This is a genomic window from Paenibacillus sp. JNUCC 35 (genome assembly GCF_058269095.1).
On record NZ_CM177771.1, the window covers coordinates 4,942,750 to 4,962,530 of the forward strand.

At 50.8% G+C, this 19,781-nt stretch carries 20 protein-coding genes and 1 pseudogene; all 21 read right to left on the minus strand.

What is annotated here, in order from left to right:
- Window positions 1–103: 103 nt before the first annotated feature.
- The gene (locus AC2TF6_RS22330; protein ID WP_491308549.1) at window positions 104–475 is read right to left on the minus strand and encodes a DUF423 domain-containing protein; all 372 of its coding nucleotides are present in this window, start codon (window positions 473–475) and stop codon (window positions 104–106) included.
- Between the two features lie 118 nt (window positions 476–593).
- Complete coding sequence (locus tag AC2TF6_RS22335) at window positions 594–899, minus strand: hypothetical protein (protein ID WP_009677148.1); 306 nt, start codon at window positions 897–899, stop codon at window positions 594–596.
- Window positions 900–1,050: 151 nt separating this feature from the next.
- The gene (locus tag AC2TF6_RS22340; RefSeq protein ID WP_491308550.1) at window positions 1,051–2,562 is read right to left on the minus strand and encodes a DHA2 family efflux MFS transporter permease subunit; all 1,512 of its coding nucleotides are present in this window, start codon (window positions 2,560–2,562) and stop codon (window positions 1,051–1,053) included.
- Complete coding sequence (locus tag AC2TF6_RS22345) at window positions 2,537–3,007, minus strand: MarR family winged helix-turn-helix transcriptional regulator (RefSeq protein WP_491308551.1); 471 nt, start codon at window positions 3,005–3,007, stop codon at window positions 2,537–2,539. The genes AC2TF6_RS22340 and AC2TF6_RS22345 overlap by 26 nt, the downstream gene beginning before the upstream one ends.
- A 287-nt stretch (window positions 3,008–3,294) precedes the next feature.
- On the minus strand, window positions 3,295–4,050 hold the full coding sequence (gene kduD / locus AC2TF6_RS22350) for a 2-dehydro-3-deoxy-D-gluconate 5-dehydrogenase KduD (RefSeq protein WP_491308552.1): 756 nt from the start codon (window positions 4,048–4,050) through the stop codon (window positions 3,295–3,297).
- Window positions 4,051–4,079: 29 nt separating this feature from the next.
- A complete protein-coding gene (locus AC2TF6_RS22355; RefSeq protein WP_009677137.1) occupies window positions 4,080–4,829 on the minus strand; it encodes a DeoR/GlpR family DNA-binding transcription regulator in 750 nt (249 codons plus the stop codon).
- 38 nt (window positions 4,830–4,867) lie between these two features.
- Window positions 4,868–5,698, minus strand: coding sequence for a 5-dehydro-4-deoxy-D-glucuronate isomerase (gene kduI / locus AC2TF6_RS22360; protein ID WP_491308553.1), 831 nt, complete (start codon window positions 5,696–5,698; stop codon window positions 4,868–4,870).
- A gap of 408 nt (window positions 5,699–6,106) precedes the next feature.
- A complete protein-coding gene (locus AC2TF6_RS22365; protein WP_491308554.1) occupies window positions 6,107–6,571 on the minus strand; it encodes a DUF8821 family protein in 465 nt (154 codons plus the stop codon).
- Window positions 6,572–6,660: 89 nt separating this feature from the next.
- Window positions 6,661–7,127 (minus strand): annotated as a pseudogene (locus AC2TF6_RS22370) (DoxX family protein).
- Between the two features lie 353 nt (window positions 7,128–7,480).
- Window positions 7,481–8,806, minus strand: a complete 1,326-nt coding sequence (locus AC2TF6_RS22375) for an SMI1/KNR4 family protein (protein ID WP_491308555.1) — start codon at window positions 8,804–8,806, stop codon at window positions 7,481–7,483.
- Window positions 8,807–8,825: 19 nt separating this feature from the next.
- On the minus strand, window positions 8,826–9,335 hold the full coding sequence (locus tag AC2TF6_RS22380; RefSeq protein ID WP_491308556.1) for an endonuclease V: 510 nt from the start codon (window positions 9,333–9,335) through the stop codon (window positions 8,826–8,828).
- A gap of 482 nt (window positions 9,336–9,817) precedes the next feature.
- Window positions 9,818–10,582 carry an ABC transporter ATP-binding protein gene (locus AC2TF6_RS22385; RefSeq protein ID WP_491308557.1) on the minus strand — a complete coding sequence of 255 codons (765 nt, stop codon included), beginning with the start codon at window positions 10,580–10,582 and terminating at the stop codon, window positions 9,818–9,820.
- A 3-nt stretch (window positions 10,583–10,585) separates the two neighbouring features.
- Window positions 10,586–12,904 carry an ABC transporter permease gene (locus AC2TF6_RS22390; protein WP_491308558.1) on the minus strand — a complete coding sequence of 773 codons (2,319 nt, stop codon included), beginning with the start codon at window positions 12,902–12,904 and terminating at the stop codon, window positions 10,586–10,588.
- On the minus strand, window positions 12,889–14,187 hold the full coding sequence (locus AC2TF6_RS22395; RefSeq protein WP_491308559.1) for an MFS transporter: 1,299 nt from the start codon (window positions 14,185–14,187) through the stop codon (window positions 12,889–12,891). The genes AC2TF6_RS22390 and AC2TF6_RS22395 overlap by 16 nt, the downstream gene beginning before the upstream one ends.
- Entirely contained in the window at window positions 14,180–14,830 is a 651-nt protein-coding gene (locus tag AC2TF6_RS22400) for a TetR/AcrR family transcriptional regulator (RefSeq protein ID WP_491308560.1), read from the minus strand. The genes AC2TF6_RS22395 and AC2TF6_RS22400 overlap by 8 nt, the downstream gene beginning before the upstream one ends.
- Window positions 14,831–15,202: 372 nt before the next feature.
- Window positions 15,203–15,574 carry a YybH family protein gene (locus AC2TF6_RS22405; protein ID WP_491308561.1) on the minus strand — a complete coding sequence of 124 codons (372 nt, stop codon included), beginning with the start codon at window positions 15,572–15,574 and terminating at the stop codon, window positions 15,203–15,205.
- A gap of 25 nt (window positions 15,575–15,599) precedes the next feature.
- On the minus strand, window positions 15,600–16,265 hold the full coding sequence (locus AC2TF6_RS22410) for an HAD family hydrolase (RefSeq protein ID WP_491308562.1): 666 nt from the start codon (window positions 16,263–16,265) through the stop codon (window positions 15,600–15,602).
- A 29-nt stretch (window positions 16,266–16,294) separates the two neighbouring features.
- Window positions 16,295–16,672 carry a hypothetical protein gene (locus AC2TF6_RS22415; RefSeq protein WP_491308563.1) on the minus strand — a complete coding sequence of 126 codons (378 nt, stop codon included), beginning with the start codon at window positions 16,670–16,672 and terminating at the stop codon, window positions 16,295–16,297.
- An 80-nt stretch (window positions 16,673–16,752) separates the two neighbouring features.
- A complete protein-coding gene (locus tag AC2TF6_RS22420; RefSeq protein WP_491311706.1) occupies window positions 16,753–16,908 on the minus strand; it encodes a DUF6199 family natural product biosynthesis protein in 156 nt (51 codons plus the stop codon).
- 141 nt (window positions 16,909–17,049) lie between these two features.
- Window positions 17,050–18,951 carry a lamin tail domain-containing protein gene (locus AC2TF6_RS22425; protein WP_491308564.1) on the minus strand — a complete coding sequence of 634 codons (1,902 nt, stop codon included), beginning with the start codon at window positions 18,949–18,951 and terminating at the stop codon, window positions 17,050–17,052.
- Between the two features lie 219 nt (window positions 18,952–19,170).
- Window positions 19,171–19,773, minus strand: coding sequence for a glycerol-3-phosphate responsive antiterminator (locus tag AC2TF6_RS22430; protein ID WP_491308565.1), 603 nt, complete (start codon window positions 19,771–19,773; stop codon window positions 19,171–19,173).
- Window positions 19,774–19,781 lie beyond the last annotated feature (8 nt).

The window sequence follows — 19,781 nt, forward strand, 5'->3', positions numbered from 1 at the left end:
CAGGCAAACGTGCAAATGGTAACAACTTCTACGCACTAGGTAAATTTTCCTGCTATTATTTAAGTCCCTTACAAAAAAGAAAAGAGCCGGATAGATCCGGCTCTTATTTCATTGCGGCAATCGCCAGCATAACCCAGCCAGCCAGGAAAGCAACTCCGCCAAACGGCGTAATGGCCCCTAACACTTTAATACCGGACAAGCTCAGGACATAGAGACTCCCGGAAAATAAAATAATTCCGATCAGGATCGCCCAGCCCGAAGCATTAACCAGTGACTGGTTCTGCGTCAGACGATCCGCGGCGAGGCCGATCGCGAGTAGACCGACCGCATGAATCATATGATACTGCACGCCGGTCTGGTAGACGGCAAGCATGTCCGCACTGATTTTCGTTTTCAGCATATGAGCGCCGAAAGCACCCAGCGCCACCGCCAAAAACATATTGATACTTCCCAGCATCATGAATAAACGCATCATGTCTCCATTCTCCTTTGTAAGCAAAGTCGTCTCTCCCCATGATAGCCGATTATCCGCGAAGAATCCAATCCGGATACGGTTTCTGCCGCCTTTTCAGCCCTGCCGGGAGCCTCGCGGATTACTCCGTTTCACCCACATCGTGCTGGCCGATAATGAGCACCTGCGGCTCGAGGTAGGCACGGGTCGTAAACGGATGCTGGAGCATGTCGACTTCGATGTCGACCACTTTAAAGCGGGCCGATTCGATGCCTTCCCTCTTGTCGTAAACGACCTCGAATTTCTTGAGGCCGAGCGAATGTGTAACGACCGAAGCGCCTACCGTCAGTGCCGCCCCTTCGATCTCCCCATGTACAAAGAGCTGCTGCGTCAGCGCTTCGTTGTTCATATCGACGATTTTAACCCATTGGCAAATGCTGCATTTCATTTTGTAAGTCCCCTCTCTCTGCAAAGCCTGCATGGTTCCAAAATTCGACAACTCTTCGATAGATTCCTTCCTGGAGCATGCTGTTCCAATGCAAAAAAAATCGTCCGGAAGCAGCCGCGGGGGCTGCGTTCGGGACGATGTTCGTTTTACCTTATTTCGACGAAACCGTGACGGCTTCGGCGTCTTTGTTTTCGATCACGACACTCTCGTGCTTGATCTCGACGTGCGGCTTCACTTTACGGATAAAGAAGGCCATAACGAGAGCGGCCACCGTCATCCATGTCGCCACGACGAAGGAATGGTTGATGCCGTAAACCGCGGACTGCTGGGCAATTTCCGCCATTTTGACCTTATCGGCGGGATTGATGCCGCCTGTGGCGACGAGCTCCGCTCCATGGGACTTGGCCGCATTGGTCATCAGGGACACGAGCAGGGCGGTGCCGATGGCGCCGGCCACGTTCCGGAGCGTCTGCGACATGGCCGAGCCGTGCGCGTTCAAACGCTGGGGAAGCTGATTCATCCCTGCGGTCTGGATCGGCATCATCAGCATCGACATGCCGAAGCTGCGGATCGTGTAGAGCAGAATGAGCGTGGTATACGTCGTATCAATGGTAAGCTTGCTGAATTCGTAAGTCGTCACGGTCATGATCAGCAAGCCTATAACGGAAAGCCAGCGGGCTCCGACTTTATCGAAAATAATACCGGTAATCGGGGACATGATCCCCATCAGAATCGCGCCCGGCAGGAGCAGAAGTCCGGATTCGAACGGAGTAAATCCGCGGATGTTTTGCAGATAGAGCGGGAGAAGAATCATCCCGGAGAACATGGCCATCGTCACAATGACGTTAATGACGGTCGTAAGGGAATACATGTTGAATTTGAACACACGGAATTCCAGAATCGGCTTCTCGGTCACCAGCTCGCGCCAGATGAACAGGATGAGCGAAACGGCGCCGACCGTCAGGCAAGTCACGACAATCGTGCTGTCCCATCCGTCTTTACCCGCGTCACTGAAGCCGTAGAGCAGTCCCCCGAAACCAAGGGTGGAGAGAATAACGCCGAGAATATCAAGGCGCGGCTTGGATGTGCGCGTCACGTTTTTAAGCGATACGGCTCCGAAGATCAGGGCAAAAGCGGAAAGCGGGATAATGATATAGAACAGGGCGCGCCAGCTGTAATGCTCCATAATCCAGCCGGACAGCGTAGGACCGATGGCCGGGGCGAAAATCATGGCGACGCCCATCATGCCCATCGCTTTGCCGCGCTCCTCCACAGGGAAGATCGTCAGGAAGACGATCGACATCAGCGGCATAAGCACGCCTGCGCCTGCCGCCTGGACAAGACGGCCGGTCAGCAGCAGCTCGAACCCGGGGGCGAATCCGCTTATGATCGTGCCCAGCGTAAACAAGCCGACCGCGGCGATAAACAGCTTCCGCGTCGTAAAACGTTCGATCAGAAAGGCGCTGATCGGGACGAGAACGCCGCTGACCAGCATATAGCCGTTGGACAGCCACTGGATGGTGTTCTCGCTTACTTGGAGATCCTTCATCATGCCCGGCAGGGCGACGTTGAGGAAGGTTTGGCTGAGCAGGGCGACGAACGCTCCGATCAGCAGGGAGGCCACAATGGGCCCCCGCTTAAATTGGGGTGCTTCTGTACTCATGGGTTTCTTCATCTCTCACTTTCTGTAAAATCTCTAGGATTTGTGTATTGATACGCTCCAGCTGCCGCTGATCCTCTTCGGATACCGAAGCGAGAATATACAATCGGTCCATGTGGTCCCGTTCGACCAGGTTCCACTGTTCCAGCCCTTTCTCCGTCAGCTTGAGCGTAACGGACCGGCGGTCTGTCTCCGAACGTTCCCGGGAAACGAGGCCCGCTTTGACCAGACGGTCCACAATCCCGCTCGTCGTGCTGGTCCCCAGCAGAATATACTCGCTCAGTTCTCCCAATCCGATATGAGGATGTTCCTTCAGATTTTTCAGGGTAAGCAGTTGGACCGGCGTCAGGCCGTACAGTTGGGCCGCCTTCATCAAGACTTGGAAAAAAGCCTGATTGACCTCACGGTAGGATTGAAAAATCCGGTGAATGCGATCTTGTTCCTCCAAGACTGATTCCTTCCTTTCTTTACTATTCGCCTCCAAATATTTTGCATACGAAATATTATAGGGTTTAAAAAGTTTCTAGTCAATCATATTCCTATAAACTTAATAAGTCTTTTATGAGTCCCTTTTCCCACCCCTATTGATTAAACTTGTTTGTCCAACGCAAAAAAACCCTTGCCGGGTTAAACGAGAAGGATGTTCTCATTGTAACCCGGAAGGGCTTGGCTTTATGCAGGGGGAGTCCGGCCCTGTCCCGATGAAGCGGAAACAGCAGGGCAGGACGGGACGGGCTATCGGACCATCCAGCCCCCGTCGACGCACAGGATGTGTCCGTTCATGTAATCCGAGGCCCGGGATGCGAGCAGCACGGCCGGTCCGATCAGATCCTCGGACGTACCCCAGCGTGCCGCCGGAATGCGCTCGAGAATCTGCTTGCTGCGGACCGGATCGTCGCGCAGCGCCTCGGTGTTGTCCGTGCTCATGTAGCCCGGTGCGATGGCGTTGACTTGAATGCCTTTGGAGGCCCACTCATTCGCCAAAGCTTTGGTCAGGCCGGCTACGGCATGCTTGCTGGACGTGTAGCCGGGCACGTTGATGCCTCCCTGGAACGACAGCATGGAGGCCACGTTGATGATCTTGCCGGAACCCTGTGCGATCATATGGCGGCCGGCAAGCTGGCAGAGCGTGAACACGGAGTTCAGGTTCACGTCCAGCACATCCTGCCAGTCCTGGTAGTCATGCTCGGCGGCCGGCTTGCGCCGGATGATGCCCGCGTTGTTGACCAGGATGTCGAGTCCGCCCAGGCCTTCGAGGGCCTGGCCGATCACGCCGGGCAGCAGGCTGCGGTCGGAGACATCCGCCTGGATGGTGACCGCGCGGCGGCCGAAGCTCTCGACCCGTGCCTTGACGTCATCCGCGGGAGTGCGGTTCGTCACCAGCGCCACGTCCGCTCCCGCCTCGGCCAGACCGATCGCGATAGCGGCGCCTAGGCCGCGGCCCGCCCCGGTTACGACGGCTTTTTTGCCGGACAAATCAAATAAATTCATTCCGTACACCTTCCTTAGCCTAACGGTTATTAGAGGGGGGCCTGCAAAATGTTGACGGCTTCCCCGTATTTGCTCAGCGTCTCGGAACCGATGCCGCTGTCGGTGATCAAGTAGTCGATCTCGTCAAGCCCGGCAAACGTGATCAAGGCCCCTTTGCCAAACTTTTTGTGGTCGGCGACGCAGTAAATCGTTTTGGCGCATTCCATGTAGACGCGCTTGAGCCTTGTCAGCTCCTCCGTGAAAATGGTCAGCCCGTAGTCAGGATGAATGCCGGTGGCGGACAGAAACAGCTTGTGCACGTTGAGCTTCTTCACCCAATCCGGATCGGTGCCGACGAGCAGGTTATGATGCCGATACCCGCCCGGCACGACAAGCCGGATCTGGTCTTTGGCCGTCAGCTCCCGGATAATGAGCAGATCGTTGGTCAGTACCGTGAGCGGCATGTTCTTCACCTTGCGGGCGATCTCCAGCGTCGTACTCCCGGCGTCGAGCGCAATGATGTCATGCGGTTCGATGAAAGTCAGCGCGTATTCGGCGATGGCGGATTTTTCGCGGACATGCTTGATATTCGGAATCTGCGGCAGCAGGCTCTCTTCGTCGGGCAAAGGGACAGCTCCCCCGTGGGTCCGCTTCAGAAGCCCCTTCTCCTCCAGCTTCTCGAGATCCTCGCGGATCGTCTTTTCCGTGACCTGAAATTTATCGCTAAGCTCGGAAACTTTGACGCTTTTCCGGCTTTCCAGTTCTTCCAGAATGGTACGATGGCGTTCAGCAGCCAGCATGAATAATTCCTCCTTGCCTGTCAAACAGGTTCATGCTTCTACTTTAACTCGTTCATAGGCACCATATCCATATCTTTAAAGGTATAATTTTCGCCGGCCATAGCCCAGATGAACGAATAGTTGCTGGTTCCCGCTCCGGAATGGATGGACCAGCTCGGCGAAATGACGCCCTGTTCATTGGAGACCACGAGGTGACGCGTTTCCGAAGGCTCGCCCATCATATGGAACACGCGCGCGTCTTCCTTCAGATCGAAGTAGAGGTAAGCTTCCATTCTGCGGTCGTGGATATGAGCCGGCATCGTATTCCATACACTTCCCGTTTTGAGCTGGGTGACGCCCATCATCAGCTGGCAGCTTTGAATGCCGTCGGCATGAATGTACTGGTTCAGAATCCGCTCGTTGGACGTTTCCAGAGAGCCGAGGTGGTTCGGATTCGCTTCCTTGATCGAAATTTTTCTCGACGGGATTTCCGCGTGAGCGAGAGCCGAACAGAAATATATGCGGGCCGGATTCGAAGAATCCTTGCTTGCGATCGTCACTTTCTTGTTCCCTTTGCCCACGTACAGCGCATCCAGACGGCCCAGCTCGAAGCTCTCTCCGTCCGCCGTAATGACGGCGTCTCCGCCGATGTTCAGAAAACCAACCTCGCGGCGCTCCAGGAAGTACTCCGTTTTGAGCGTGTCGGCCGCTTCGAGTTCAAGCGTTTCCTTGACGGGGACCGCGCCTCCGATGACCATGCGGTCATAATGGGTGTAGACCATCGAAATGCGCTCTTCCTGAAACAAATTTTCGATCAAAAAGTCATTTCTCATGCGTTCGGTTGTAAAAGTTTTAAAGTCAGCCGGGTTTGTCGTGTGACGGATTTCCATATGGGGTAACCTCCTATAAGGTGCGTTTATGTTCATTTAAGTTCGTTTTAAGTGTATCATAACCACAGTGAACATAAAAGTACTTTTTTTATATCGGATCGATAAACCCTTTTTTTCATAGATTCGGGCGGCCGCCGCCATCTTTCTATCAATCTCGCATACGATAATCTCAGAAAGGAGGAAAGAGTCCCCAACCCGCACAACGGATCCAACCGGCCCTGCCCCTCCTCTTCAAATAAAAAAAGCGGCCGCCTTCCGAAGATGAAGGCGGCCGCTTTTCCTGTGAGCGGACTGGTGAGACAGGCTCAGTCTCCAATCCGGGGAAAGCGTTCCAAAATTTTTTCGATCAGCATCCTGTAAGTCTTGTTGTATTCAAACAACGATTCCTCCCTTACATTTTTGCTACCCTTAATATTCTCCTTTGATTACAAAAAACGAGCCCCGAATGGTTCCGGCTAGTTTAGACTTCTGCCTGGCAAACTTAAACTTCCCTTCTAACTCCTGCGGTACCTCCATCCCCTCGGAAAGCTTAAAACCAACGGCCCGCTTCTTAGAGTCATCAACCGTATACATGACATTGAGCGCAAGCCCGTCCTCATAAAAGACGTAGGTAAATCGGATATTTTCCACTTGAAAACGCGACGTTTCTAAAGGTTTAGCCGCAAACGCAATATCACGTTCATCTTTCAAAATTCGGTTCACATAATCAAGGGTCTCCTGACTTTCGCTTGCAGGTACGACCGTAAATTCATGCTTGTATTTGTTCATAAAGTAACGGGCTTCATTAGCACGTAATCCAGCAAGCGCTTCTGCTGCAGGTGAAGACTCTAAACCAACCGTAGACACATTTTTAAAATCAACGATATACGACATTTCCATCTCTCCTCTTATCTTTTTGGTTTCCTTAAAACAGGAGGGTACCGAATACAGTCTCTCCAAATTATTAGTTTTGCAGTAGTAATCTATTGGTTGTACGAAGGGGTGGCCGATAATTTCACCACCTCCTTGCACATTTTGCGGCTCTTCGGACGCAGCGCCCACGAGGCGATATTTAGTGCGGCATAGAAAAGCGGAAGGATAAGGTGAAACCCGTAATCACCGTAATCGTTAGCAAACGCATGAGATAAAGCCGCACCCGTCATTAAGAAGAAGATACCGGCGTAAGCCCATTCTTTAAGCCGAGGAAAACCTGCACGATGATAGCAACGACTCCAAGCAATTTCCAACTTCCGAGAATGTTCGTGATGTATAACGGGAAACCGATATCGGTTACTAAGTCAACATTTCCCCCATATCGCATGAGCTGCCCAATACCGCTTAACGTAATGGATATTGCGAGCATTAATGTGACGGTCCAATAAGCAATCATTTTTCCGCGGTGCCGGGTTACTACTTTCGCCGTTGTTTCCGCACCGATGATTGTACTCATTTTGTTTCCTCCTCATTGGTTGAAGTGAAACTTATTCAGGTTCCAAAATATTGTTGATTGGCTGCCTCCTAATCAGACACCATTTGGTGTCACTTTGAATTATAGGACACCATTCGGTGTCGTGTCAACAATGTTTTTTAACTCCTCATGAAAACTGCCGGCCGGCTATGTGTACCCTCCTTTCATGCCATTTGGCCTTTGATTGAATGCAAAAAAGCTCCGGCGCGTTAATGCCGAAGTTTTTTGATCATGAGTCAGTTTTGGCGGGCGTTTAGACCGCGAAAGAATCGTGACCGATGGCAATCTGATTACAGCCGGTTCGGCCGGAGGCAAATGGATATTGAGTAGTTAAATTATTTTTTTTCAAAATAATCATCTGGCAAATTTAGTTCTTTCAAACAAGCCATAAATTTTCCCCTGAAATTATGATTGCTTTTATATTCCGGCCATGCAGCCTTATAATAAGGCAATAACTTCTCATGTGGGATAATGCCCCAATATTGAATAGAGTTTTTCACAACCTCCTTGCCGCCACCCATGAACATCTGTCGAATGATCTCCCAACTTTCCGATTTGTCATTGCAACTGCGTGTGGCATAGATTGCGGCTGTTTGTATATTCGAGTCGGTGTGGCACAAAAAGGGTGCAAAGTTTTGGAGTGTAATCGCGCCGGAAGATTCCAAAACATACCCCACATGACGCAACGTCTCCGGGTCGTGAACCCTGTCAAGACCTTGCACTATCACTTTTATAAATTCCGATAAATCAACAGATTTACCGTACCAGTTCAGAATCTGTAAAGCGTGTAATAAATCCTCATTTCTATCCGAATGCAACAGCTCCAGAAGAAAGTCTCTTCCCGCGTCAACAGAGGTTTTGCAGATTAGCTGAATGGCTGTGGTGCGATCATTTTGTCTTTGCTCAGCAACGCTTTCTAAAAAATCAATGGTTGGCTGCGAGATTTTCTTAAACTTGAACATTCCATCAAGCGCTTTTGATTTGATTTCTTCGTTTGGGGCGTTTTGATAAACCTGTATCAATGCATTTTCATCGCCCGGCATTCTGCTGCCAAACCACGCGATATCATAATCCAGAATAATTTCGTCCAGCCAGCGCTCATACCAGTCCAGAAAGTTGTCTTCATAGACAAAGAAAAAGGGATGATCCGGATAAAAATCTGAAGTGTAAACGATTTTCCCCCTGTGTTTCCCTTCAAGTACGAGATACATATCGTATTCGCAGCCTTGTGTGCCGATACACAACATGCCGCCCAACACCCTATCACGGGCGGCGTCGTATTCCAGGTCGGAGATGTCCTCATCATTGATCAGGGGCTCGGTCAAATGGTTCCATTCCTCTTTTGTCATTCTGGGGTGTAGAACGCATTTTCTAGTGAGTGCACTATCGGTATAAGAAGTTGCCTTTTCAATCGAATAAATCCCGTAATACGGCCCGGCACCTCCATTTCCGACTCTCGTTAAAAACTGCGTATAAGGCTCCGGGAGTGTGACCTGATTCTTTGCTTGCCAGTCTGCAAGCTCTTTTGCTGTAAGCTTTTCATAAACCCTGTATTTGTGTGAGGATGCTCCAAACACCAAAAAAGCCGTATCTTTGCGCATGGCCTTTTCGAGTTTGTTTTTTATTCGATCAAGTTGCGTTTCTTTCTTCCAAAACAACATATTGAATTCCCCCTGTTGATTATAGCCGGGCTTCCTTCGTTTGCTTATCCAGCAATTTCAGCAGATGCGGAAATCGGTATTCTCCGTACATACTCTGTATGTGCTCGGCAGCGACTGTTAGCTCCATGCCGATAGAGGTTATATACAAAGGCTTGGAGCTGTTGCCTCGGTAAATCTTTTTGACAAAGGCTTCGTTGTCGTGAAAGGCATTTTTTGCAACACCGATCACTGGAATTTTTCCTGAAAAATCTGTGTAAACATAATGTCCGAGCCCGGGCTTTTTCTCATTGTTTAAGTACACATAGCCATCCACAACAATGGTATGTATTTGATTTATATCAGTAAGTTTCAACAGTTCCTGTATACAAGGGAGCTCTCGTTTATAGAAAAAACCCGTTTCGTATTCGTGAGGGTTTTCCGTATAAGAGATGATGACTTCGAGTGGTTTAGAATCTTCCCAGCTCTGAAAAATAACCCCCACTGATTTCGCTTGATTTTCCTCATAATACACATCGACAGCGATGATCATGGATAGCGATTCCTTCCTTTAAGATCATTTTAAGCTCTAAATTATAGCCATTATATCACAGAGTATTTTTTCTGCCGCAGGCGCAGTACAGAGAAAATATCCACCCTCAAACCATTGACAGGATGGATTTTTGCCGTGCTATTTCGCCGCCGACAACGGGGAACAGGATGGGGAACCATCCGGCTTTTTCAATATGACATTCGATAGTGGGCGGCCATAGGCCGAATACAGTAGGAAGCGTACTTCCTCACCATATCCAGGGGGCGCCACACCGTCACCGCTACCTCCTGCCATTGACGCGCGACGGCATTGCTACCTCTTGAAGCAACATGCATCACCGCCCTATAGTTTTGAAACGTGAAGCTTCCCGAGCTACTGTCAAATACCAAGAGAACGGGAGCATACGATCAATTCCCTCATAGCTCCTCTCGAATCTTACATCGGAGCCGGGTTTGTAAGTGATTGACTCTTATCAAGCAGAGCTATATCCCGATCTCCCGCATTTTCGCCATGACCTTCTCCATCCTATCCTCAATATCTACAACACTATACTTCGGAAGCCGCATTTCGCTCACGATTTTTCCGTCGCACATAAACATTATACGCTCCGTCTTCGCCGCAATCTTGGCGTCATGGGTTACAAGCATAATCGCAGTACCCGCCGCGTTGATTTCGGAAAGTAGATTCATAATGGCCTGCGCAGCTTCCTGGTTAAGCGCACCGGTCGGCTCGTCACCAAAAATAATCTGCGGATTGCTCATAAGGGCTCGGCAGATGCCCGCACGCTGAAGCTGTCCTCCCGACACCTGGGTAATGTCCCGCTTTTCCAGCTCTGCTATGCCCACCTTCTTCATAAGCGTTCTCGCCTGTTCCGTGATTGTCTTGACATTCCTTCTGTTGTCGCGCATGGACGGAAGAATGATGTTATCCAGAATGTTCATATTCTTCATCAACGTAGGCTGCTGAAACACAAAGCCCATTTGGGTTCTGCGCAGGTCAGCCAACTCATCTTCGCGGAGTGCTGATAAATCCCTGCCGTCAAAAGTAACCTCCCCGCCGTCAATGCGGTCCATCCCGCTCATCGCGAACATCAGGGTCGACTTTCCCGAGCCCGAAGGTCCCATCACCGACACGAACTCCCCCTCGTTAATGTGGGCGGACACTCCGTCAAGAACCTTGCGCCTGTCATCACCCTGGCCGTAAACCTTTTCTATATTCTCACCGGTTATAATCTTCTTCCTATTCATGACCTACTCCTTAATATTGCCGGATATTGTGATTTGTCCCGCTCCCGATGTGCCAATCATCGTTGCGATAAGTACTGAACCGATCAGCATCAGCGGGCACAGCAGATACGCCGATAGCGGATTGACCACAAACGTAAACGACGATGCTCCAAACGAAGAAATAATTGCGCCTGACAATATCTCTCCGAGCGTGTTAGCCAGAAGCGTCCCGAGAACAATTCCGATAATGAGCACAACTATCGAACGCGAAAAATACTGTATTCTCAAATCAGAGTTGGTAAAACCTAATGACTTCATGACGGCAATCGAATATCGGTCCTTTGCAACAAGCATTCGCATGAACAACACCGTAACCAGAACACTTATAACCAGCATCATCACAATTGCGATCTGTGAGGCCTTACCGACAGAGCTAATGGTCGAGCCGAAGGTCTGCGTAACATATTCATCAATGCCTGATACCTTTGCAAAACGAAATCTTTCCGCATATTCCCTAACTTTTCCGTCAACAACAGCTTCATCTGAAAGCTCCGCATAAATAACGGACCACACCCTATCCTCCGAACGCTCTGTAATAGCAGCCTTTGCGGTCTTCCCGCCATTGGTAATGTCCGAATACATTCCGCACACCGTGAGATCTCTGGCCTTCCCGTCAATCACCAGCGTAATGACATCGCCAACCTTCTTGCCCAGTTCATCGGCGTTCATTACGGACAGAGCAATTTCGTTATCTGCGGCTGGTCCTCTGCCTTGGGAATACTTCACCGGGAAAATAGAATGGTCGCCGAGCTCGATTTTGAGCCTCTCCTCCGATCCATCCTGCCTCCTTGCTGTGAAGGTTTCCGTTGTAAGCACGGCATATCGGGATATGGACGTGTCGCTCTCCATGACCTTTGCAACTTCCGCTTCTTTTGCAGCGATATGGTCCTTCTGTTGAATGTCCAGGCGCATATCGCTATTGCCTATCCCCATATAGGTGATGAAGCTTTTGGAGGAAATCGTGTTGTACAGGTTCTGGGGAACAATCATAATAAATGAAGCGATCACAAGCACAGCAAGCATTGTCGCGTATAGACTTGTCCTTGCGAGCACATCCTTGACGCCGAGAAAAATATTCGCGTTCAGCAGTCTGTTTGCGCTCAGCGTAAAACGCCTTGCTCCCGCGGATTTGTCCTGTGAAATACCGAACCGAACAGCTTCTGCAGCGGAGATTTTCCGGAAGCGTCTCAGCACGCTGCTCACATAGCCAATGATGGCTAGGAACACTAGCACTACGCTGATTACTCCGAACAACAAGGCTAAGGAAGAGTTCTCGCTCCCTCCCATGTATAACCTTATATTTTCAAGCAGCAAGCCTCTGAACACAAATGAAAGGGCAAATCCAACCATACAGCCAAAGGCCGCAATTCCCGCGTACTTCGCAAGATATATCTTTTTAATATCAGATACACGTAATCCTATTGCTTTCATAACACCGATTTCGCGGTAATCACTCTCGATTGTGGCAAGGAGCGTAAAGCGTATACACATAAATGCGATGGCAACGACAAGCACGCTTACTAGAAGGATGACTGCAATCATAAGTCCGTCGGACATTGCATTCAGCATTTTGAACAGGGGATAGGTAATCGTGGGGCCATTGGCTTCAAGCCCAGCAGAGGTGTAATCGTCTTTGAATGCCCCGAGCATGGACAAGTCTTTGAGTCTGAACTCAATCAGATATTCTGTGCTTCCGGAGCTCTGTATCTCGGCGTAGTCATGTTCGCTTACAAGAAATCTTTTGGACGAGGCGAGCAGCGAATTCATCTGAGAATCACGGAGAAATCCGGTAACGGTAAGTTTCTTTCCGCCGATTACAGCCGTATCCCCGGTCTTCGCGGTGCCGTCCTTCATATAGCCGATTGGAACATATAGCTCCCCGTCGGATACCGTGATCCTATTCCCATCAAGGTCAAGCAGGTAATCAAATTTCCCGCTCTGCGTGCTGAAGCCGTTGTCCTGAACATTGCCCACAAGTGAGTTGCCGTTTATGACAATCCGCGAACCATCAACATTGAGAAACTCAAGCACTTGAAACTCGTCAACCTTGTTGTTCTGGTCCGCAAAAGCCGTAAACCGTGCCCTATCCAGTTCCCCTGAATGCATCTGCAGAAAATGCGGGGTTTTTGCCTGCGTCATGAGTGTATCAATTGCACCCGTAAGATTGACGACAAGCATGGACGACAGAGAGACAAGCATAGCCGCGGCAGCGACGAAGATCATGGTGGTCAACGTAATTAGTTTGCTTTTTAACATATCATTGCGGATTATCCGGTAGTACATACGTCACCTCTGTCTTCAAGCCTTTTAATAGATTTCAGGTTATACAAAATTACAGAAGCAACACTTAACAGTATTCCGGCGATGATAATCAGAAGTCCCGTTCCCCGGCCGCTGCCTGTACCGATGATCCTGCCCACACTGCTCGCAAGTTCTCCGCCGTCAATCAGCAAAGGCGTGAACACATAATCCGCAAGCACCCCCGACAGCATATAGGCAACAATGAATCCAAGCTGTGATACTAACCCGATCAGTGACCAAGCCCTGCCCTGAACAGATTTGTCAATGTTGGTGCGGACCAGAAAATCCAAGCTTGTGTTGACAAATGGCAGCATGGCAAAAAAGAGAAACCCCGAAATACCAAGAAGTATAATATTTTCCCGAAGTCCAAATACCGCCATGAATATGCCTTCCCAAAATAGCGAAAGTGAAAGGATTTTGACAAAATCCCTTTTGATCCGAACCATTCCAATCAGCACACTCGATACAAGCATCCCCAGAGCGATAATCGTCTCAAGCGTTCCTAATACAGAGCTGTCCGAAAAAGCAAGGATCATGGGCATACTAAGCGTTTCGATGAAACCAAGAAAAAAGGTCATTACGGAGGTCATAATTACAAGTACAAGCACACCTCTGTTACCAGAAATGGCTCTCCACCCTTCCTTAAATTCACGCATGAACGACCCGGTCTGTTCAGATTTCTTGGAAGCAAGGCCCCTGCGTACCGCAAGCGTCGAAGCAACGGTTACAAAAAAGGTGCAGATGTCGATAATAAGCAGCAGCTTCACATCAGAGACAATCAGCAGAAATCCCGCAAGTGCCGGGGAAATCAGATATTTGGCTGAGCCTGCCACCTGAACAAAACCGCTTGCCTTCGTATACTGCTCCTCGGTAAGCAGATCCGTAACCGTAGCTTTATACGAAGGATCAAGCAGCGATGAGAATACCGAGCTTAGGGTCACTCCCACGCAAATCTGCCACAGCTGTGCTTCTCCGTTAAGCAGACAAATCAGAATAAATACAAGTCCTATTGCAGAAAGGCTGTCGCCCAGTACCATTAGAATTCTCCGGTCATAGCGGTCCGCAAGCACTCCCGTCACGGGACTTAACAGCAGTGATGGCATAAATGCAAGCAGAGTGACCAGTGCCATGGCCGATGCCTGCCCTGTCTGCTGATAAATATAAACCCCAAGCCCAAATGATGTAAGCCCGCTTCCAATCGCTGAGACAAGCTGTCCCGACCACAGCAGAATAAATTTGCCGAAAGCTCCTCCCGGATTATTCATTGCCGTCTCTACCCTTACCAAATATCTGCATAACGCTCATCAGACTTCCGCTTTCGGCACCAAGCAGCCTTTCTACGTTAAAAATAAACGACAGCACACGTGAAGTGCGCTCCTCGTTCGTCATGTCAGCCCTATCCTCATCAAAGATAGTATTCGCATATACGATGACCATCTCCATGCATTCATACGGATACGGCGTGTTGAACAGGCCCTGCTCAATACCCTCGAGGATAATTGGTGTCAGGATCGGCGGAACACCGCTTATAATGACCTCTTGTATCTTCTGATGCATGAGCGCGTTCTGGGGCCTGTGAATATGCTCCATAACTTCCTTGCCGCTTCCGTTATCGCTGTTTATGTTCAGTGCCATGACCACGCGGAGAATACGCTCGATGACGGGGACGCTCTTATCTAGGGCAACTTCCTGCGCTGCACCTATAAGTTTGACGCTGTACCGCTCAATCAGAGCGTCCATAATATCCTCCTTCGACTTGAAGTGATGATATAGCGTTCCCCGTGCGATTCCCACCTTGACCAAAATATCGTTCGTACTTGTACCGTCAAAGCCTTTCTGCCCAAAAAGCCCATCCGCCGCGTCAAGTATTTCGTTTCTGCGTTCTTCTGCTTCTTTTACAACTCTCATCGTTACATCTCCTTGCTTGATGCCAGGCATTAATAGACCGACTGTCTGTCGGTTATGAGGTAAATGATAGCATATTGTTTGAAGGAGTGAAAGTAAGTATGGCATAAATCATGATTTCTTTATTCGGGCCCTCCCGATCATTGTGGAAGGAGCAATCTTTGCCCAACTCGATGCCACGGAAATCCTTGTCCGGAATGGCTCCTTATATGTAGTGCAGAAGTTCGATTGATGACAATTTCAATGCCGTATGGAATATCATTATCCATGGGATCGCACAATCGAAATAGTCGTATAATTGGGCGTACGACCTAAAAACTTGCCGTTACTTATGATACGGCTCACCTCGAATAAGCTTATCCTCTGTACCTCACGTCACTGAACGGCACCGCTCAGATGCTCGTGCACGAGCTTCCACTCGCCCTCAGCATCTTTGACGAACACATTCGTCCCGCGTCCGCTGCCCGAAACGAATTCCCCTTTGTGATAGCCTTCCCAAAGATACGTGTAAATGCAGGCAGCCGACTGCGGCCCTTCCGCAATCCACTGCACATCACGGACCGAATACACCTCTTCTCGGATGAGATTCCATGCGTTCTCAAAGTACGCCCGGATTTGCTCCGGCGTCGTACAGCTCTTGTCCGTGAACCAGTAGACCGCCTGCGGGTGAAGAAGTTTTCTTACTTCACTGAAATCGTGTGTATTCGTAGCGGTTATGTAAGCTTCCAATGCTTTTTGATAGGTCATGCTGCATCTATCCCTTCTTTTGTTCTTAGCGGTCTGTACCTGTTCTTGATTTCCTCACAAGCTCCACAAGATCCCGGACATTCGTCAACACATCGTCGGGCTCCGGAGAGAACCGTGCCGTTTGAACGGTCTCGAACCAGTGAGCTCCAATTGTCATCAATCCCGCCGACTTTCCGGCTGTAATATCCGCGCTGCTGTCTCCGACGAAGATCGCGTCCTCCTTGGATACCCCGAGCAGCTTCAGCGCTTTAAAAATCCCCTCGGGATCGGGTTTCGGCCGGTCCACCTCGTCGCCGGATACCGTGGAGAAGAAAAACTTCTCAATGCCCAGCTTGTTCAAGCTTACATCGAGGGCTCTTCTGCTCTTGCCCGTTATGATGACCATCCGGACTCCTTGCCCGCTTAAATCCTCCAGCATATGTGCAATATCCCGGGGCATACTCACCCTTTCATGAAAATGGTTTTCATAGAATGCATAGTAATCCGCTATGGCCGCTTCGGCTTTGGATGCGTCCGATACATTCCGCCGGATGATGTCATCCTCGGTCGGTCCGAATTTGGCCGTAATCTGCTCATCGGACAGCGTCTCGTTTTCGTACGTTTCAAAAACACGGCGGAAAGCGTCGAATGAAAGCGGCAGCGTATCCGCCAGCGTACCGTCGAAATCGAAAAGAACCGCCTGGATCGGCATGGGTGGGTCCTCCTTTTTTATAGAAACAATTAAGAATTCAGCATTCGCCTGCTGTGCAGCATCAGATTGGTCAAACCGCCCAGGAGTGTGCCGAGCACAACGCTCAAAAGATTGATCCCCGTCGTAATGAACCAAAGTATTCCGGCTCCTAAGTCACCTTCCGCGACCGGAAAAAACAGTCCACCGATGAAAAGAAACAGCAAGGAGCCGAGCGGGCTCAGTACAAAGAGAAAAGCCAACACAGCCCAATATTTCGTCCTAAAACATGCAAAAACCGGGAGCGCGTACAAAATGCTCAGGGCAGCTACGGCAAGACCTGAATTTTCCACTATCGCAGAGTATTTATAAGCGCTTAGAAAAAGCAGCTCTCCACCCGCTCCGTGTAGAAAACTCAAAAGCAGGGTCAACCAAAGCGTGCCGAAAAACGTGCTGTTCCATTTTATTATCAAAAGCTTTTACCTCGTTCAAATGTTATTAGCGCTCTCGCTTACAGCCAGCTAACCACAATACAAGCTATTCCGACTAGCAAAAAAGCACCTCCGCCGAGCCTTGTGGAGAGCAGATACAGATCCGACGGCTCCGTTCCGTCGTTGGATTTCCAACTTTCCTTAACGGTCCATACGGCCCCCGGCGCGAGCAGCATCACGAGACCGACCGCAATCAGCACGATATAGATGAAAATAGCCTTCTCCCCCTCCCCTCTTGTTTCCTATATCTTACATCCCCCCGCCTTTTCCCGCAAAATAAAAAAACCGTCCGCTTCTAAAAGCGGACGGCCTGGCGTTTACATCTGGTCCCACTGGTTCCAGTTGATTTTGAGAACGCGGTCCATGATGTACGTCGTCGTGTATCGGTATTTGTTCGCGCCGGACTCGAACAGGACGAACAAGTCGCCGCCCACCGGCACGATGCCTTCGGTCATCGGAACAGCGGTCAGCTTGCTGTTCGTGGCCTTGGCGGACTGCCCGTCGAGGAACCAGACGGGCACGCTTGTCCCGCCCACGGTTCCCGTGGCGTGGGCCGGTTCCTGCAGCGGGTTGTTGTAGCGGTACAGCGTGCTGTCGTTGCCGCGTCCGTAGGACTGGCTGAGCACGATGGAGTTCTGCATAAACGCGATGCCCTGGATTTTCTCCGTGATGGACAAGAGATAGTCCGGCACGGCCGGGGTGCCGGAGCTGCCGTTCCACTTGTCCGAACGGATCGTATCCGTGACCGGATCGAGCCGGTATCCCGCGGTCCAGGCGTAATGCTGCACGCCGTCGCGGTTAACGAGCTTGTGGCTCGGGTCGGTCGGATAGCTCTTCGCTTCGTAGAACTCGCCTACCCAAAGAACGCCGTCGGCGAACGTATTGAACGCCGCGTCCACGGGCACCGGCACGGAGCCGATGAAGGAGACTTCGCCGTTGTTCTGGGCGGCGACCACATCGCTCAACCGAAGCTGATGCAGCGCTCCTTCGGAGGCGATCCACACGTGATCCCGGCTGACCGCTACGCCTCCGGCATGCCCGGTGTACGGGGTGCCGTCGCTGTTATACAGCACGATGGATTTGACGTACTGGTTCGTGGAAGCATCCGAAACGGTGAGAGTCGCGGGACGGCCGTCCTCCAGATACGCTACCGTTAGCAGCCAGTTGTTGGCCTGGTAATACGCCATTCCCTGTGGAACCAGATCCTGTTTCAGTCCCGGAACGACCGGACCGTCGGAGCTGATGTTCCACAGGCTCTGGTATTTGCTGTCCTTCGGATTGACGGCTCTTTCTTCCTGCGTGATCAACTGGTGGGAAGGTGTAACGGTAACGGACGTTTTGGCCGACTCGTTCTCGGAAAGATCCACGGCGCTGATCTGGAACGTATACGGTTTGTTTCCGATCAGGGAGTAAGCCGTGAACTCGTGCTGTGAAGCGGGCACGGTATAGAGCAGCGTCCCGTTCTGGTAGATGTTGTACTGGAACACGTCTGCCTCCGGGTTCGCCGACCACGCCAGCTTCGCGCTGCCTCCGCCCGCAATAGCGGTAACCCCTGCCGGAGCCTGGGGCGCCTGATTGTCCTGCTTCGGACGGGCCGGCGCTTGTCCGGCAAGGAGTCTGCCGGGCGTCGGCGCCTGCAGTCCGGCGATCTTCTGCATCGCCGTACCGCCCGCTGCCGGATAGCGGTAGGTGATCGTCTTGCCTTCGGCCACATCGTCGGCCGTGTACGTGGCCTTGACCGTTTCCGCGCCCGCCGGGTCCAGAATCGTAACGGTCTGCGTTCCGCTGTTCGTCAGGCCGCCGACATTTTCAATGATGTGAAGCTTGCTGTCCGGTACGTACTTGCTTGCGTAGGAAAGGGAATAATAGCTGTTGAACGCCTCTTTGCCAAGCGGAGCGATTTCGGCTCTCCGGGTCCAGACCACGCCGGTCTCCCAGGGCCCCAGCTTGTAAGACTGGGCGATTTGAGCGTTCCAGCTGCCGGCTTTGAACCGGTAGCCCTGCAGGTCGACCTGTACGGCGCTGTTGTTGTACACCTCGATGTACTCGAAAGCGTCGTAGCTCGCGAAATTGGTCGTGTCCGGCACCAATTCCGTAATGAGCAGCTTCGGCACCGCCGCAGCCTGAACGGCTTTAGGCGGCGTGACCAGCAGTAGCGGAGCCGCTGCCAGTGCCAGAGTCAAAGCGCCGGCCATCTTTTTCCGTAAACTTTTGCGCATTCTACATCCTCCCGGGTGAATCAATTTTATATGAAAAACGGCCGAATAAAAGCGGATCTTGTTATCAAAGCCATCCACAAGTATTCAACCGTTATTTCCCAAAGGAGCCGCGCGCCGTAACCTTTACGCGGAAACGATACAAAAACATCTATAGAAATCCCTTGAATATCCTAACGCATCCGACGCCGCACATCTAATGAAGAAATTGTTAAGACGGCTCTAGCGGTTTTCATCCTGCCAGCGCCACAATTCCTTGCTGGACGTCGAGATTCCGATGACCCCGCTGCCGAGAGCGGCGTTAAAGTCTTCCAGATCGGTAATCAGGCCGCCTGCAATGACCGGCACATCCACTTCGGCCCGGATCCGCTTCATAATCCGCGAGCAGACCATTCCCGGAAGGACTTCGATCGCGTCAGGCTGGGAGCTTTTTGTCATTTTGATGCCGTTATCCAGCGATACCGAGTCAAAAACGAACAACCGCTGTACGGTAATCAGGCCGTATTTTTTCCCTTCGGCAATAATGTTGTTCTTCGTCGTGACGATCCCGTCGATGCCGATTTTTTCCGCCATATAGGCGACTCCCGCTTTGTCTTTGCCGATTCCTTCGATCAAGTCGAAATGGACAAAGGACAGCTTCCCGGCTTCGCGGATTTTTTCCACAATGCCTTCGATCATAAAAATATCCGATTTCAATATAAAGACGATATTGGAGGAGGTCTGCAAAATGCCCGGCAGCTCCTCCGCATTCATCAAGCTTGTAATCACGGGTTTCTTTTTCAGACAATAAGCCACTCGCTGTGCACGTTCTGTCGTCTCTTTCATCCTTATCA